At 60.1% G+C, this 16364-nt stretch carries 12 protein-coding genes; all 12 read right to left on the minus strand.

Annotated features, from left to right (window positions below; genetic code table 11):
• Positions 1-84: 84 nt before the first annotated feature.
• Positions 85-2673 (minus strand): alpha-N-acetylglucosaminidase, encoded by a 2589-nt coding sequence (locus AC781_RS10245; RefSeq protein WP_067777471.1) that lies wholly within the window; start codon positions 2671-2673, stop codon positions 85-87.
• A gap of 217 nt (positions 2674-2890) precedes the next feature.
• The gene (locus AC781_RS10250) at positions 2891-3967 is read right to left on the minus strand and encodes a M28 family peptidase (RefSeq protein WP_067777474.1); all 1077 of its coding nucleotides are present in this window, start codon (positions 3965-3967) and stop codon (positions 2891-2893) included.
• Positions 3968-3999: 32 nt separating this feature from the next.
• The gene (locus AC781_RS10255) at positions 4000-5835 is read right to left on the minus strand and encodes a sialidase family protein (RefSeq protein WP_141675878.1); all 1836 of its coding nucleotides are present in this window, start codon (positions 5833-5835) and stop codon (positions 4000-4002) included.
• Positions 5804-7420: a beta-N-acetylhexosaminidase gene (locus AC781_RS10260; RefSeq protein ID WP_067777476.1), complete on the minus strand. Its 1617-nt coding sequence runs from the start codon at positions 7418-7420 to the stop codon at positions 5804-5806. Before AC781_RS10260 ends, AC781_RS10255 begins: the two co-directional genes overlap by 32 nt.
• A 6-nt stretch (positions 7421-7426) precedes the next feature.
• The gene (locus AC781_RS10265; protein WP_067777478.1) at positions 7427-8269 is read right to left on the minus strand and encodes a metal ABC transporter permease; all 843 of its coding nucleotides are present in this window, start codon (positions 8267-8269) and stop codon (positions 7427-7429) included.
• Positions 8266-9036 (minus strand): metal ABC transporter ATP-binding protein, encoded by a 771-nt coding sequence (locus AC781_RS10270; protein ID WP_067777479.1) that lies wholly within the window; start codon positions 9034-9036, stop codon positions 8266-8268. The genes AC781_RS10265 and AC781_RS10270 overlap by 4 nt, the downstream gene beginning before the upstream one ends.
• Positions 9030-9473, minus strand: coding sequence for a hypothetical protein (locus AC781_RS10275; RefSeq protein WP_141675879.1), 444 nt, complete (start codon positions 9471-9473; stop codon positions 9030-9032). Before AC781_RS10275 ends, AC781_RS10270 begins: the two co-directional genes overlap by 7 nt.
• Before the next feature lie 45 nt (positions 9474-9518).
• Complete coding sequence (locus AC781_RS10280) at positions 9519-10394, minus strand: metal ABC transporter substrate-binding protein (RefSeq protein ID WP_172801831.1); 876 nt, start codon at positions 10392-10394, stop codon at positions 9519-9521.
• A gap of 183 nt (positions 10395-10577) precedes the next feature.
• Entirely contained in the window at positions 10578-11819 is a 1242-nt protein-coding gene (gene argJ / locus AC781_RS10285; protein ID WP_245741040.1) for a bifunctional glutamate N-acetyltransferase/amino-acid acetyltransferase ArgJ, read from the minus strand.
• Positions 11820-11902: 83 nt separating this feature from the next.
• Entirely contained in the window at positions 11903-14659 is a 2757-nt protein-coding gene (locus AC781_RS10290) for a tetratricopeptide repeat protein (RefSeq protein ID WP_067777483.1), read from the minus strand.
• Between the two features lie 22 nt (positions 14660-14681).
• Complete coding sequence (locus AC781_RS10295) at positions 14682-15707, minus strand: murein hydrolase activator EnvC family protein (protein ID WP_067777484.1); 1026 nt, start codon at positions 15705-15707, stop codon at positions 14682-14684.
• A gap of 11 nt (positions 15708-15718) precedes the next feature.
• Positions 15719-16294 (minus strand): hypothetical protein, encoded by a 576-nt coding sequence (locus tag AC781_RS10300; protein WP_067777485.1) that lies wholly within the window; start codon positions 16292-16294, stop codon positions 15719-15721.
• Positions 16295-16364: the final 70 nt, after the last annotated feature.

The raw sequence follows: 16364 nt of genomic DNA on the forward strand, positions 1-16364 counted from the left end.
ACAGGGCGAATGGCCGGATTGCCTCCATGAAAAGAGCGTTTCCCCAGGGAGGAAACGCTCTTGAAATCCGTGCGGTGCGGTATCTTATTTACCGGTGAACCGGATGCTCATGGTGCCCTGCGATTGCGTACCCGATGCGCCGCTGACTTCGGCTTTCAGGGTGTAGGCGTCGAGATTGGTGCGGTAGGACGGCAGTTTCAGCGTGTAAACGTTGTCCCGGTTGTCCTGTCCCGTCCAGCCTTCGTGCTTGTCTTCAGCGACGAGCTTGTCGCCTTCATAGAGGGCTACGGAGTGGATTTTCAGCGCGCTTTGTCCCTTGTTCCATGTGAAACGGGCGGTGTAGGTGCCGGGTTTCTTGATGTATTCGGTGACGTTGAAGCTGAGCGGAGAACCCGATTCCAGATTCCACGGCAAACCTTCCACATTGCCGCTGGACATTTCGATGCTCTTGAACAGTGCATCGTGGTGGACGAATGCCTTGGCCGCAAGCGCTGCCGCGTCGCCCTTCGGGGTGACGGGGTAGGCTTTGCGCTCACCGGAGAAGCCCAGCTCGTGCTTGTGTACGGCATCCTGGTAATCCTTGTTTGCCTTTCCGGCGTCGGTACCTTGCAGGATGCGGAGCTGGCTGTCGAAGAAGAGCTGCCAGCGCGGGAGGTAGAAGTCGCGGATGAATCCGGCCCATTGCCTGTTCGAGTAGTCGTTCAGGCCGCTGATGCTATTGCTCCATGTCGAGATGAGCATTTTCGCGGCGCGCTCCATGTTGTCTTTTTCTTCCGGTGTTTTTCCTTTGTTCCGGGCATCCTGAATCCAGCGACCGAGCAGGAACTGGGGTTCGGTGGCGAGAATGTCGTCCGCATCTTCCATCAATTGGAGGAATTTCGCGGATTCCTTCTTATAGGCTTCCACATCCTTGCTGTCGAACGCTTCCCTGACGATCTGGAGCTGTTCATAGGCGGAATCCGTCAGGATCTGGCGCATGAGGTCTACGAAGTCGTAGCGGAAGGTAGGTTCCTTCATCAGCTCGGGATGCAGTTCGACGGCTTTCATGTAGGCGCGGGCGGCGGCAAGCACTTTGCGGAAGTCGTAGGAGCGTCCGGCGGAGGACCAGGTGGAGGCCTTGCGGATTCCCCAGAAGGGGCGGCCGCAGATGATCGATTCCGTGCAGCCTTCCTGTGCACGGTTGGGCGCGTAGATGGAGTCTGCCAGCAGCTGGAGGCCTTCCAGAATTTCCTGCGGTGCGCTGCCGTAGCGGCGTTCGGCGTAGCCTTTCAGGAAGGCGGGAATGTCAATATGGTCGGTGCGGCCGATGCGCTCGAAGAACATGTCGTAGTGGAGCGGGTTGGTCGCTACGCCTTCCGAGAGGATGCCCATGCCGATGAGTCCCGTTTTTTTCGCGTCGTTCAGGGATTTATCCATGCCGGAGAGCAGGGGAAGGCCACCGTAGAGGCCCGTGTTTCCGCCGAAGTTGGCGAGTTCGCACCACACGTAGGGTCGGCCTTTGAAGTTGCGCGTCGCCTTGTCGGCCGGAGTCATGTTGAGCGTAAGGGCGAGAACCTGCGTTTTGCCGGGGTCCGTGCCGTCGAGCAGTGCGCCGGACGGGTTGCCGCCCCATGCCTGGATGACCCATGTCGAATCCGGGGAGGCTTTCGTCATGGCTGCCTGTACGGCTTTGGCCGCATTGGTTACGTTGATGTTGCCGCTGCGTCCGCCTTCGTGGAACAGGTCGCCGCCGTAGGCTGTCGTCGTGGTTCCGTAGGTTTTGTGCAGCGCCTTGTACCAGGCTTCGGCAATGCGCGGGAAGGCGGCGCAGGTAGGATCGAGAACGGCCGGACGGTTGAAGCTGCACCATCCGCCCTGAGGCACGATGTTCATTTCCTTGTCGGCTACCGTTTTGCCGAAATCGTCGGGGAGGAAGCCTACGTAGCCTTGCAGTACGGGGGTCATGCCCATTTCCTTCAGGCGGGAGACGATGTTGCGTCCCAGTTCGGCTTCACGGTCGATGACGCCTTGCGAGATCGGGCCGCCGTGGCCTTCGAGATTGCCCATGTTCCACCATGCGGCGAAAGCCGGGTTCGGGATGAAGGCAAGGGCCTTGTCTTGCGGATAGCCGAGGCCTGTCAGGAACTGTTGCCATGTTTTTTCCAGCCCGGCGGTGACGAGTACCTGCGAGAAGCCGTTCAGAGCAAGGAAGTCGAGCTCGCGTTCCCACTGCTGCCAGCTGTTGAATGGGTAGGTGTAGGAGAGAGTACAGTAATTGTAGGCATGGCATACGGGCCATTCCTTGTCGAAGTGGACGGTGCCTTTGGGTTGGGGCAGCGTTTCGGGAAGCTTGATGCGGTCGCCGTTCCACGAGAGGTGGACTCCGGCGATGTCGCGAAGATAGCGGCCATAGCCCCGGATGCATTCGCGGATGGAAGGCGCGGTGATGATGATGCCTTTTCCGGTTCCGGCAACGGTCGTATCCTTCTGTGCTGCGTTCAGCTTGAATTGGACGAGCCCCTTGGCGGACGGGGTGATGCGGGCGACGAGATCCTCGGCGGATTTGACGGCGGGATCGGAAACGGCCTGTTTGGTTTTTCCGGCCTGGTTGGAAGAATCGTGGCAGGAAGTGAGGCTGCCGAGAGGCAGAACGGCAATACCGGTTGCAAGGCTATAGAGAAATACTGATTTCATAATGAGCAAAATCGCTTTTACCTAATACGGTGTCAAAATATCGTTTTATCATTTTTGTTTACAATATATGTTATGACAGTGAGAATTTTTTGACCATTGCAGCCAAAATCTCCCGATGGCTGACTTGTTGGACAATCGGGAGATGCGTCGATGCTGGTGTCCGTCGTTCTTTTCGGGCCTTTTCCTCCGAATAGTGTCCAGGTTCGGAACTTTCCGTTCAGTCTTTGGTAGTCGGTACAGCTTCGAGAAGTTTCCGAGTCATTTTGGCGAGGCCCTGCACGACTTCGGCATACTCCCGGTAGTCGATTTTTTCAGGGGTATCGCTCGTTTCATGGTAATCGTCGCTGCGCAGGTAGGCTGTGTCCGTGACAGCGAAGGAGGGGATGCCGTATTTCATGTATGACCAGTCGTCCGACCATGCAACGCCTTTCGTATAGTATGGGAAAGCAGCGGAGCGCACCGGGAAACGGCATTGTTCCGTGAAGAGGGACGCGCATCGGCGCGAGAAGTCCCGCCCGGTGTTGGTGGACATGAAGGCGACATAGTCACAGCGGTCGGGCAGTCCGGCCATGCCGGCGACCATGGCCGTTTTCCGTTTTTTGTTGACGCGAGGAGAGTAGCATCCGAGTGTTTCCGGCGTGTACATGCCCATGATGTTGTTTTTGCCCAGTTCCTTGACGATTCGGCCGGCATGGACGAGGGAACCCATGGCTTCCGTCTGGAAGAAGGGCGGTTCTTCGTTGGCGTAGCAGACGAAGACGATGCCGCTCCGCGTGGGCAGGTGGCGGAAGATGCGGGCCAACTCCAGCACGGCGGCAATGCCCGAGCCGTTGTCGTTGGCTCCGGGGGTGCCCGTTTTGCCGGGAATGAGGCCGTTCGTGTCGTGCCAGTTTTTCATGCCGGCACGGGTGTCGTAGTGCGCGCCGATGATGAGCCACGGAGCCTTCGGATCGGTGCCGGGCCTGCGGACTTCGATGTTGACGGCCGTTTTCCCGGAGGCCGGGCCGAACCTGTCCTCCTTGCCGACGGTGAAGGCCTGCTGCTCCGGTTCATACCCCATGCTGCGGAATTCGTTGCATATGTAGTCGATGGCCTGTCGGTTGGCTTCTTCGTGGTACAGGTTGCGTTCGCCGATGGTGTCCGCCAGCGTGTAGATATGCCCTTTCAGGTTTTTCTGCAAGGCTTGCGTATCGGGAATGTGTCCTGAACCGCAGGGCTGGAAGAGCTGTGTGCAGGCGATGGGCAGGACGGCGAGCAGGGTGGAGAACCCGGCAGTCAGGAGATTGCGTTTCATCTTGGTTCGATGGCTGGGGGCGGCGGGGATGGCTATTGTTTGGAGTCTGCTCCGGCAGGTTTGCAGCCGACTCCTTCGATGAGTACGCCGCTATCCGGTGCGGGGGCCGCCGAGATGTAGTGGATGTAGCTGATTCCGTTGGGCGAAGGGTTCAGTTGCTTCAACGTTTCGGCTTTTGCTCCATCGATACTGAGTGTGCAGGTACCCTGTTTTTTCGCACTTTTTGTTTCGTTGTCGATGTTCCAGTTGAATTCGACCGTGTACCATGTGTCGGGTTTCAGGGTGATATTGCCGATTTTATCGCCCGGGGCCAGTTTGACGGTGAAGAGCGCCTGTTCCGGCGTCGTGGTGTCGCATGCGTTGAACAGGCGGTCGCACAGGGAAAGGTGGACTCCTCCGCTGTCTTTCGGGAAACGGATGCGGGTAGCGGCCCGGCCTGCGAAACCGAGGTTGGGGATGTTCCATGTGGCTCCGCCCGCGCGGTAGTCTGCTCCGGTCTGCTGATTGACGAGGGTGTCGTCATCCATGAAGCGGAGGGAGATGACCTTGGCTCCGCCCTTGTCGGGATGGCGTTCGACGGTGGCGGAGGGTTTGCGGTTGTAGGCGCAGTGTTTTTTGATGACGGGGAGGTACGTGTGGGCTGTCCATTCGTCCAGTCCCGTTTTGGTGATGTTGCTGTTTCGGGTGTTTTCCGAGATCCAGTTTTCATCGACGATGACCATGCGGCGGTGTTCGGGGTGCTGGCCGAGGCTGACGAGGATTTTTCCTTTGCCGAGATCGACGACTTCGCTCTGATGGCTGCCGCGGTCCGTGCCCGGCATGTCGCCGTAGTTGGCATCGTTACGGTGGGAATTCAGGTAGATTTCACGGAATCCGTACCATGTTTTGCCGTCGTCGTCCGACAGGGCGATGTGATGGGAGTCGCGGTTGGTGAAGACATCTTCCCAAGCGTCGTTGCGTCCGTGGTTGACTTCGGGCAGGGCTGCGGTGTTTGTCCATGTGGCGTACAGTTTGCCGTTTTCGAGCCTGCCGACAGTAATCATGGTGAGGGTGCCGAAGAAGCGGGAAGGTTCGGGATCGGACCATGTTTCTCCCTTGTCTTTGGAGTATGATTGCCAGTGCTGGTCATGGGCTGTGCGGACGAGAGCCCAGAGCCTGCCATCCTTGAGTTCAACGACAGTGGCTTCTACGCCTCCGTTATGCCAGCGTGCACCCTTGTCGCGTGAGGAAGGCGTGTATTTGCCGACGGTGATGCGTCCTTTGGACGTGCGCCATGTCAGGCCTCCGTCGTCCGAGATGTGAAACCATGTGCCTTTGCTCTTGTCGTGTGCAGGGATGATGATGCGGCGCCCTTTGTCTACGGCAAGAGGATTGCGCATGATGCCGCCGAGCTTGACGAAGTTTTTCTGCTTTTCCTTGTCCTCCCATTTGGGTTCGAGTTTTCCGTCTTTGGTGACGGCGGACCAAGGGCCATCAATTTTTTTGGACATGAAGACAAAGCCGTTGATCGGCTGGACCCGGATGAACATTTTCTGTTTCGGAAGCCATGTGATGGCCGGGGATTCAATGGGAATGCCGCCGAAATTGGGAGGATAGGCTTGCGGCGTTTTCGTTTTCTGCCATGTTTGGCCGTTGTCGCGGCTGACGAGCATGTTCAGAGGGCCGTTGCCACGGTCGCCCGAGTAATGGCGGATTTCTTTCGGGCCGATGCGGATGAGGCCGCGGCTGCCGTCCGAGGGGGGCGTCGCGACGACAGCGGGTTCCGGCGCTGCCGCCCATGCAGCAGGAAGGGAGGCAACAGCGGCGAGGCTTGCCAGAAGAAGGCTGAACGGTACGTTACGGTTGAACTGGTTGTGCATGGTCGTCATGGTTTGGGTCAAGGGTTCTGTAATTGATGTTGCGTTTATCGAAAAGTTTCAAGTAAGGGGCGAGGCGTTGCCGGAAATCGGAGAACGAGGTCGAAGGGCTTCCCCATGCCTTTTCCGCGAGAGCGAAGCCGCGGGGCCATGCCATGTATTCGAGTTGGCGTTTATTCTGGATGTATTCCGTCCAGAGGTTGCCCTGTATGCCGAGTATGTTCGCGATGTCCGGCAACGGCGTATAATCGAAGACGCGTTCAAGCGTGATGTGGCCTCCGATGGCCTTCGGTTCTTTGGCCGGATCGCCTTGATAGTAGTCGAAATAGAAGTGGGATGACGGGGTGAGGATGACGGGCGTTCCGCCCTGCGATGCCTGCACGCCTTTTTGTTCCTCTCTCCAGAGCATCATGATGGGGCCTTTGAGGCCGGCCTCGAAGGCTTCGTCCCATGCGATGGATTCCCGCCCGTTGTCTTTCAGGAACAGGACGATGTCTTTCATGAACCCTGCCTGCAACTCCGGCGTGGTCGAGATGCCGAGGGCGCTCATGCGCGCCCGGCAGAGGCCGCAGTTCTGCCCGCACCCGGGCATGACCTCGTCACCGCCGATATGGATCGGCGTGCCGGGAGGGAAAATATCCATCAGTTCGGTCAGGATGTCTTTGACGAAGGTGAGGGATTCGGCATTGCCCATGCAGAGATTGTCGTGGCCGCGAAGTCCGTTGTCCTGCGGGTCGAAATCCGAGCAGCCGAGGGCCGGGTATGCGAACAGGGCCGCGTAGGAATGCCCCGGAAGGTCAATTTCCGGAACGATGCGAATATGGCGCAGGGCTGCATACGCAATGAGTTGCCGGAGATCATCCTGCGTATAAAAACCTCCATAGACTTCTCCTTCCTGTTGGTCTGGCCCCAGCAAGGTGTTGCGCCAGTTCCATTCTTCCTTGCGGGCATCCCTGCGCCATGCGGAGATGTCCGTCAGGCGGGGATATTTCTTGATTTCCAGCCGCCAGCCGGGGCCGTCCGTCAAGTGGAGATGCAGGTTGTTGAGTTTGGCGAGAGCCATCGCATCGATCAGTTCCTCGACATCCTCCTTCGGGAAGAAATGGCGGGAGACGTCGAGATGGAGTCCTCGCCATGCGTATTTCGGCGCATCGTCGATAAACAGAGGGGGAATGAGGTAGCCCTTGTCCGTCTTGTATTCTTCAAGCAGGGCGGTCAGCGTCTGGATGCCGTAGAAGAAACCGCTCGGCGAGCTGGCACGCAGCTGGATGCGTGGCATGCCGTTGTTGTCTGCAAAGACGAGGAGCCTGTAGCCTCCTTCCGGCAGGTCGCCCGATGTGCCTTTGTACACCCACGGGTTATAGTACAGCAGGGAGATGCAGGGGGCTCCCTTGTCCAGAGGCGGGCAGAAGCCCATGGCGGATGCGGTCCGGAGTTCCCTCATGCCCTCTTCATCGCCGGAGGCTTGCATGGACAGCGGAAAATGGAGCGGGGGCGCGGAGGAGACCTCCATTTTGGCCGGCTGGGGGACGACAGCTTCGGCAAGGCTGCAGGCGAAGAACAGGAGCAGGGAGAGAATGAAAGCAGGGAGAGACATGGTTGTTCAGTGGATCAGGCGTTTCAGAAGGCCGTATTTCGGCGAAAAGATGTAGGCAAGGATAAAGCAGGCTCCGAGTACGAGGATGATCGTGGCTCCGAGATGCCAGCCGAGGGGGAAGGAGATGCAGAAGGCCAGAAGGGAACCGAGGCCGCCGATGAGCCCTCCGCCCCAGAAAAGCCATGAAGCCTTGTCCGTCAGCAGATACACGGTGGCTGCCGGAGCGACGAGAAGTCCGAGCGTGAGGAAGGCGCCGACAGCTTGCAGCGAAGAAACAAGGACGAGGATGATCAGGGCGAAGATGCCATAGCTGAACAGCCGTGACGGGATGCCGAGGGTGGAAGCTACCTGGGAGTCGAAAAGGTAGATGAGCAGGGGACGCTTCAATGCCGTGATGGAGAGGACGGCCACCGCGCTGATGACGTAGGCCGTGATGAGGTCCGTATCCGACATGCTCATGATGCTGCCGAAGAGCCAGTCGTCGATTTTCTGCTGGAGGCCGAGTCGCACGAGAATGATGTAGCCTGCGGCGAAGGCCGTCGTATGGAGGATGGAGAGCGCAGTATCGTGATCCAGCCGGGAGGTGCGGGAGACGAACAGGGAACCGAGGCCGATGAGCATGGCCGCCATGACGGCGCCGATCAGGATGCTCATTTGCATGAAACCGAAGAGCAGAATAGCCAAGGCGATGCCCGGCAGCAGGGCGCAGGAGAGGGTGCCGATTTGCAGGGAGGAGCGCTTCAGCACGACGAGCGCGCTGACGAATCCGTTGGCGAAGCCGATGGTGGCGCAGGCCCAGACGGAGCGCTGGGCGATGGGTTCGTTCAGGAATTGGAGGAAATCGTTCATGGCGTGGAATCCTCCTTGTGGAAGGCGCGGGAGATATGGGCGGGAGTGAGCACCTGCCGGGTGTCTTCGAAGGCAATGACCTGCCTGTTCAACAGGAGAGTCTGGTCGAAAATGAGCGGAGCGGAGTTCAAATCGTGATGGGATGCGATGATGAGGCGGCCTTCCGCTGCGAGGGATCGCAGCAGGCCGCCGAGGGTCTCGGTGCTTGGCAGGTCGAGCCCGGTGAAAGGTTCGTCGAGAAGCAGGAGATGGGCTTCCTGTGCGATGGCGCGGGCGAGGAAGGCGCGCTGCTGCTGGCCGCCGGAGAGAGCGCCGATCTGCCGGTTGCGGAGTTCGTTCAGATTCAGGGAGTCGATGGCCTTGTCCACGATCTCGCGGTCGTGCCTGCTGAATTTGCCCCAAATGCCGATGGAAGGGTAGCGGCCCATCTCCACCAGATCCCGTACGGTGAGGGGGAAGCTCCAGTCCACATCGGAGCGCTGGGGCAGGTAGGCGATTTCATGCGGGCAGGATTGCAGCGGCTGCCCGTTCCACGTGATGCTTCCTCGAGTGAGCGGCATCAACCCGGCCATCAGGCGGAGCAGGGTGGATTTGCCTGCTCCGTTCGGGCCGACGAGGGCGAGCGTGTGGCCGCAGACCGTGCTGAACGTGATGTCGTCCAGAGCGACGACCTGCCCGTAGCGGGCCGTCACGCCTTCGACGCTGAGCCTGTGGGCATCGGCGTGTTCATGGCCGCCTCCCCAGCAAATATGGTCGTGTGCTACCATGTGAAGGAAAAAGTATCGTGAAGTTTGCTCCCTGTCGTCCAGCGCGTGGCGGCACGGGTTTCGGCGGCGGGCGGTTCCAGCTCCAGAGTGACGGCTTCGTTGGCGTTCGGATCTGCCTGGCCGGGCCATTCTGCTTCCACTGTCCATTCGACAGTGTGTCGATCCTGTGGGAGATCGACATCCGTTTCCCAGGGGGAGGATTCTCCGGGCGGCAGAACGGCTATCGTCCTGCTCCGGTCGGTAATGCGGAGCGTAGCCGGTTTTCCCGTAAAGCGGACGGTCAGGACGGCGGGCGCCGTTTCCTGCTCGACATGCGATGCCGGGGTGTTTGCCGGCTGGGCGGGGGCGGACGGGTGCAGCATGTTCCACAGCGGCAGGCCCAGCAGCACCATGCCGATCAATGCCAGCAGAAAATGGAACCTTGGGGACGAGTGCATGGCAGAGCGAGGGAATGCAGGAGGACAGAATGGAGAAACAAGCGGTTATTTCTTGTTTTGAAGGAGTTTTTGCATCGTTTCCACGTTGTACCGGAACATGGTGGGAAAATCGTGACGGTCAGCTGACAGGCCGTCCGTAATCAGGGGAGCTGTCGGCACGCCGAGCTGCCGGGCGATGGTATCAAGCATCTTCGGGCTGGCGTTCACCTCGGTGAAAATGGCCGGTATCTTCTGCTCCCTCAACCGGGCGAGAATGGAGGCAAGGCGCGCCGTATTGCCTTCGTCTTCGCGTGAAATGCCCTGAATGGGAATCATGCGGAAACCGTACTCCTTGCAGAAATGGCCCATCGCGGCGTGTCCCGTGACGAGAACCCGGTTTTCGGCGGGAATCGCAGTGACGGTACTGCGCGCCCATGCGTTCAGCTCGTCCATCTCGCGGTTCCATTGTTTGAGGTTCTCCTTGTAGGAGGCGGCGTGTTCGGGATCAAGCTTCGACAACTCGGCCGCTAGGGAGCGTGCGGCGCGTTTCATATTGCCGGGTGTGTGCCACCAGTGGGGATCGTTGGGACCGTGGTTGCAGCAATCGTCGTCGTGTTCGTGCTCGGCATGCGATCCGCCGTCCTGCACGGGCACATCCGGCACGGAGGCGCCGAGATCGAGAATGCGAGTCGTTGCGGGCAGGGAATCCTTCAGTCGGCCGAGGTAGGGCTCAAGCTGCTTGCCGGAGGCCAGTACCAGCCGGGCGCCGGAAGCCGCCGCCATCTCGCGGGTCGTCGGTTCGAATGCGTGAAGATTTCCCGCCGGTTTCAGCAGATCGACTACTTCGACCTGTTCGCCGCCGATTTTTCTCGCCATATCGCCGAGCAAAGGGTGCAAAGCCGCTACCTTGACCTCAGCCGCCACGAGAACAAAAGCACTCACCAAATAAGCCGCAAGACATGACAAATATTTCACGTTGAAATGATATGCCAACTTTCGGGTTTGTGCAAGCAAGGAAGAGGTCATAGCGCATCAATGAGAGTCGGCAGTGCGAGTGCATACGTAAAAACGCCGGAGGTCTGGGGAGACTTCCGGCGTTTCGGTGAGGGGGGGTGGTGTGTCCGCCTATTTGGTGAGGCCGTCGCGTTTGGCCTGGTTCCAGTAGGCGTATTCGGAGCGGTTGAAGTCGACGTATTCCGGGGAGAGGTCGGTGGTGTAGACGGTGTATCCGGCGTCGCCCATGTTGAGGTCGATGCGAACGGTGAAGGCTTGGGCCAGCACGGCTTCCCGGAGGTTGTCGGACGGGGTGTCCGTTTGAAGGCCGCCGCGGCAGGCGGGGAGTCCGGCGATGTCGACGTCGATGAGTTCTTCCCGGACATTGGCGCGCGAATAGCCGACGGCATGGACGATGCGGCCCCAGTTCGGGTCGTTGCCGTTCCATGAGCTTTTGACAAGCGAGGATTTGGCGACGGCTTCGGCGACTTTGCGGGCATCGGCGAAGGTGCGGGCTCCTTCGACTTCGACGGTGACGAATTTGGTGACGCGTTCACCATCCTGTACGATGTGGAGGGCCATTTCGAGCATGACGTGGTGGACGGCGTCGCTGAAGGTTTTCCAGTCCGGCGTGCCGGGGCGGACGGTGACACCGGATGCTCCGTTGGCCATGACGAGGACGGTGTCGTTGGTGCTCATGTCGCCGTCGATAGTGATGCGGTTGAAGGAGGTTTCAACGGCGTCGCAGGTGAGTTTTTCGAGATCGGGGCGGGCGACGGCGGCATCGGTGGTGAGGAAGCAGAACATGGTGGCCATGTTCGGGCAGATCATGCCGGCGCCTTTGCAGCATGCGCCGAGGCGGACGGGTTTGCCCTGAAGGGTGATTTCAACGGCAATTTCCTTTTCGCGCGTGTCGGAGGTGATGATGGCGGAGGCGACGTCGTGGCCTTTGTCGGGGGCGAGTCCGGCTGCGAGTTCGGGGAGGCGGGGTTCGATGCGCTGCATGGGCATGGGCAGGCCGATGACGCCCGTGGAGCATACGGCGATTTCACCCTGCCTGATGCCGAGTTCCTTGGCGACGATGCGGCATTCGCGGCGGGCTACATTGATGCCCTCAACACCGGTGCAGGCGTTGGCATTGCCGCTGTTGGCGATGATGGCGCGGATGTCGTTGCGGCGGATGTGGGACTGGCTGACGCGGACGCAGGCGGCGCGTACTTTGTTGGTGGTGAATGTTCCGGCGGAGGTGGTCGGAAGGGTGGAGTAGAGAAGGGCGAGGTCGAGGCGGGTGGCAGTCGGTTTTTTGATGCCGCAGCTCAGGGCGTTGGCGACGAATCCCTGCGGTGCGGTGACTCCGCCCTCGATGGTTTTCATGTTGTTGTTCGGCATGATGATGGATGTTGTGCGGAAGAAATGTGCCACAAGGGGTATGGCTGTGCAAGGCGAAAATGCGGGTTTTACGGCTGTCCGTCTGGAACGGGTTCGGCAATGGGAGTTTCCCCGTTTGTTTCCGGGTTGGCGGCAGGCTGCTTCTCCTCAGTGGCGGGGCGTTCTTTCAAGAGGGTGCGAGAGTCGTCCCAGATGAAGTTTTCAAGCCGGATGCGGCGGGCGAGGTTGGCCGCATCCTGCGCGCGGGGGCCGCTGGTGTTGGCCAGGGCATTGGCGATGGCGAGTGCGGCGATATGGTTGCCCTGCTGCTCAAGGAGGTGGATGGAGGAGAATCCGGAGAGGTAGTACCAGTACCAGTGCTGGCGCGGGGCGCTTTCGAGGGCGGAGGGGTCGTGCGCCATGATTTGCTGGTAGTCGGCAAGGGCGGATTCGGTGTCTCCGGCTTTTTCGGCATACTGGGCGCGTTGTGCGAGTCCCCGGAAGGTCCAGGCGAGTGGGAGGTCGGTCAATTCGAGGAGTTGCGTGCAGAGGTCGCGTGCCTTGGTGAGAGCTGCCGGGTCTTTTTCGGCGAGAGTTTGCCATGCGTCCGCCTTGGTGGAGAGGGCGAGGGCTTTGTCACCCGGTTTGAGGGTGGCGATGAATTCGTCGCTGAGTTCGTTGAGGGCTTCCTGAATTTTGCCCATGCGTTTGAAGATGGAGGCGCGTTCGATGGCGGCGGCGGGTGCGTAGTTTCCGCGCCGAGCGACGCATTCGCGGAAGAGGTCGGCGGCGGCGGCGAGGCTGGAGGAGGTGTTGACCTTGGCGGCGGCTTTGCCGGCGAGGAAGGTGGCGGCATCGCGCAGGGGCGATTCCGGGTAGCTTTCCATGAAGGTGGTGAGGGATTGGAGGGCGTCGCCGTAGCGTTCGCTGCGGTAGAGGAGGTCTCCGAGTTTCAGGTGCAGCGCCGCCGCCGCTTCGGGATCGTTGATTTCCTGCAGGGCTTTGCGGGTGGCGGCGATGGCTTCGGGGTACTGGGTCTGGGCTTCTTCCAGCGCAATGCGGAGCAGGGCGCGGCGGCGGATGAGGTTTTTATCCCAGTCCGAGGTGTCCATGCCGTCCAGCCGTTCCATGTAGGTGCGGGCGCGGCGGGGGCTGGAGGAGCGAAGCTGCTGGACGAGGTCCATGTGTGCGCGGGCGACATCATGCCGTATGGAGGGCGACGGCGGTTTGACTTCAGGTGTTGCACTTCCGTTCGTGCCGGATGGCGCGGGCTGAGTGTCGTAGGTTTTGATGAAGCTTTCGAGTGCCTTGCGGGCATCTTCCTGTTTGTAGTGGGAGAGGAAGTGGGCGCGCTGGTATTGCAGCCGGGCATAGAGTTCGGGATCGTTTTTTTCGGCTTTGGCGAGGGCGTCCGCCTGGGTCGTGTGTCCGTCCATCAGCGCCGCGAGGGCGGTGTTCATGGTGGTGGCAGCCATCTGGCTGTCGTTGGCGAGGCTCCGCGCTTCGGAGAATGCGGCTTCGGCTTCGGCATACCGGCCTTCCCGGTAGGCGATGTATCCGCGCTGGAAGAGGGCGCGTGCGGTGTTCATGGACGATTTGTCCATGAGTTTTTTGGCTTCGTCCACCTTGCCGTCGTAGATCAGCCACTGGACTCCCATGAGCAGGAGGTTTTGCGTGGCTGCGTGGCGCGGCGCGGCCTCGATGCCTTTCCGAACGAGGGCAAGGGCATCCTCCCTGTTGTTGCGGAGATAGTTCTGTTCTGCCAGATGGAGGCGGGCTATGGGGCCGAGGTTGGCGTTCTTGCTTTTTTCCCATTCGTGCAGTTTGGCCATCATGGTGGGATCGAGAGCGAAGGCGTCGTTGGCCTTGAGGATGGCGAAGGCTTCCGGCAGGAGGGTGGAGTTGGGGGTGGAGTCGATGAACTGGCGGATGGTTTGTTCCCCGGCTCCGTTGTTGTCGCTGATGTCGGCATCGTCTGCTGCGGCCGATGGGGCAGGCTGGTTTTTCGCCCGGCTGATGCGGATGCAGGCTTTTTCGAGTTTGGCGCTGTCCTTGATGAAGTCGGTGTTGCCTTTGGTGTCGATGAGCTCGTTGCAGAGTTTTTCGGCACGGTCGTAGTTTTTGAGGGCGGTTTCCTTGCGGATGTCCAGCAGGGTGGCGACGGGGCGCAGGCTGGCGGCCAGTTTGTCGGTTTCTTCGGCTTTCAGGACGGCATCGAGCAGGGGCTGGACATCCTTGAGGTCGCCGTTGTCCAGCTTTTGCTCGGCGAGGGCAAGCTGAGCCTTGGTTTTGAGTTCTTTGTCATCCAGCGCGATCATGCGTTGCAACGTGTCGGCGAGGACGTCCTGATCTCCGGCCTGCCGCGAGACGTAGGCAAGAGCCTGCAAGGCGGCTCCGTAAAGAGGGTCTTCCGCCGGGATGGAAGCCAGAAGAGGCTCGGCCTCAACATAGCGTCCGGCCTTGGCGAAGGCGAGCCCCGACCAGTACGCAGGGGATTTGCCGTCAGGCAGAGCGGCATACAGGGCGATGGCTTCGGCCGCTTTGTCGTTGCGGACGTATGCTTCCGCAAGGCGCAGGATGATTTGTTCGCGTGCCGCATCGCTCAGGTCTTTTGTTTTGAGCGCTTTGTCGAAGTGGATGACGGCCTGGGAGGCGAGGTTTTTCTGCAAGGATGCGAGGCCCGACTGGTAGGAGCGGTTCTTTTTCAGTTCTTCCTGTGTGGCTGCGGCATCCTCCGGAGCCGGGGCAGCCTGAGCCGGGGCAGGGGCTGGCGGAGTTTCGGCTGCCGGGAGTAAAGGGATCAGCGAACAGAAGGCCGGAAGGGCGAGCGTGGTGAAGCGGAGCATGGAGGGGGAAGAAAAATAGTGCTTATTGTTGCGTCAGCAGCCGGATGTAGCGTTGCCCGGAGGCCGTGAGGACAGGCTCTTTGCTGGAACCCTGGACGCGGTTGACGGTGCGGTAGAGCTGGGAGAATGGGTGGGAGAGAGCTTTGACGACGGAAGGTTTGTCGACGGTTTCCGGCCGGGGTTCGACGCGGATGGGTACGCCGCCGCCGGTGAAGGAGATGTCGATGGAAGCAGGGGTGCGGACGCCGTTCGGGTTGTGCCACAGGAAGGGGTAGCGTTTGAGGAGGTCGGGCGTGCCGGTCCACGGGATGCGGACGCGGTACTGTTCTTCCATGGATGCGAAGAGTTTTTTGAGGTCGAGCGGCTGGCCGTTGCGGCAGGCTTGAAGGACGGGTACGGGGTCGAAGCCTGCGAGGTTCATGCCGTTGTACCTGCCGTGTTTGTTCGGCGTGGCAAGTTTGAGGCTGTCGTAATAGTTCTGGAAGTTGCTGTTGAGGAGCAGGGCGAACTCTAGGTGGAGGTGGGAGCGTTCGCGGTTGAGCCCCACGCCGCTGTGGCCGAGTATGCCGATGGTGTTCCCCGTGCCGACGGCATCGCCCGCCTTGCAGGTGACGTCGGCAAGGTGGGCGTACAGGCTGTAGATGCTGCCTTCGGGAAGGCGGTGTTCGATGACGACGTAGCGGCCGTAGTTGCTGTCTCGCGGATTGCTTGAAGCATGGACGACGGTGCCCGCTGCGACGGGGCGGACGATGTCCAGCGGTTCGCCCTGCGCATCCCTCTTCACGGGTTTGATGTCGATGCCTTCATGGAAGTGGGTGGCGACGGGGCCTCCGGCAGGCGTGCGGACGATGGTGCGGGTGAAGCCGTAGGAGCCTCCCTGCCAGGGTTTGGATTTGACGCCTTCGAAGTTGCGGTCCACATACATGAAGAATCCTTCCGGATCGTTGCGGAAGAGGGCGTCGTTTTCCGTCGGCAGGCGGAAGACGGTCTGGGAAAAGGCTGGGAGGATGCAGGCGGCACCCAGTAGCAGGCGGAGCAGTCCGTTCATGGCGGAAGGAGTTATCCCTGGGGCGATTCGATTTCTTCGATATCCGGTCTCGTCAGCGGGGAGGAGGGCTTGGCGGGCTGCGCCTGAGGTTTGGGGCGCGGCGGGCGCGGGTCTTCCTTCAGGTAGCGTTTTTCCTCGATCTCGGGCTGGGCGGGTTCGACGTGCTTGCTGATCATGTAGAGGTCGTAGCCGTTCAGCCCGTTCCAGATGACGAGCTTGCCGTCCGTATTGGGTTCCTTGATGACAAGAGGTTCAAAGCTCAGCCCGGCGACGGTGGGTAGAATATGCTTGCCGATGCTGGCTTGCGTCATGGTATTGAGCCGCATTTGCATTTCAGGCTTGGCTTCAAGTACGACGCAGTAGGAACCGTCGGGATTCAGGAAGGAGGCGAATTTCTGGAAATGGACGAGCGAAAGGAACGGCGACCTGTCGTAGAACCGTCCCTTGTGTTTGACGACGAAGTTGGAGCCGCCTTCGCCGCCGTCAGCCTCAAGGTGGAATCCCACGGGGTAGGGGCGGCTTTCACAGGATACGAGGGCGCAGATACCCAATGCAGCTGCGCTCATCAGCAGGCTCAAGCTTTTCATGGGATGGATTTTACACGAGGGATAACGTTTTGTGAAGCCAAATTTCGGATAATAGCGGCTGTCCCGGAGG

This window comes from Neoakkermansia glycaniphila, assembly GCF_001683795.1.
GTDB lineage: Bacteria > Verrucomicrobiota > Verrucomicrobiia > Verrucomicrobiales > Akkermansiaceae > Akkermansia > Akkermansia glycaniphila.

Coding starts and splice junctions, on each gene's coding strand:
- AC781_RS10245 (WP_067777471.1), bottom strand. CDS start 2,673: ATGAAATCAGTATTTCTCTATAGCCTTGCAACCGGTATTGCCGTTCTG.
- AC781_RS10250 (WP_067777474.1), bottom strand. CDS start 3,967: ATGAAACGCAATCTCCTGACTGCCGGGTTCTCCACCCTGCTCGCCGTC.
- AC781_RS10255 (WP_141675878.1), bottom strand. CDS start 5,835: ATGACGACCATGCACAACCAGTTCAACCGTAACGTACCGTTCAGCCTT.
- AC781_RS10260 (WP_067777476.1), bottom strand. CDS start 7,420: ATGTCTCTCCCTGCTTTCATTCTCTCCCTGCTCCTGTTCTTCGCCTGC.
- AC781_RS10265 (WP_067777478.1), bottom strand. CDS start 8,269: ATGAACGATTTCCTCCAATTCCTGAACGAACCCATCGCCCAGCGCTCC.
- AC781_RS10270 (WP_067777479.1), bottom strand. CDS start 9,036: ATGGTAGCACACGACCATATTTGCTGGGGAGGCGGCCATGAACACGCC.
- AC781_RS10275 (WP_141675879.1), bottom strand. CDS start 9,473: ATGCACTCGTCCCCAAGGTTCCATTTTCTGCTGGCATTGATCGGCATG.
- argJ (WP_245741040.1), bottom strand. CDS start 11,819: ATGAAAACCATCGAGGGCGGAGTCACCGCACCGCAGGGATTCGTCGCC.
- AC781_RS10290 (WP_067777483.1), bottom strand. CDS start 14,659: ATGCTCCGCTTCACCACGCTCGCCCTTCCGGCCTTCTGTTCGCTGATC.
- AC781_RS10295 (WP_067777484.1), bottom strand. CDS start 15,707: ATGAACGGACTGCTCCGCCTGCTACTGGGTGCCGCCTGCATCCTCCCA.
- AC781_RS10300 (WP_067777485.1), bottom strand. CDS start 16,294: ATGAAAAGCTTGAGCCTGCTGATGAGCGCAGCTGCATTGGGTATCTGC.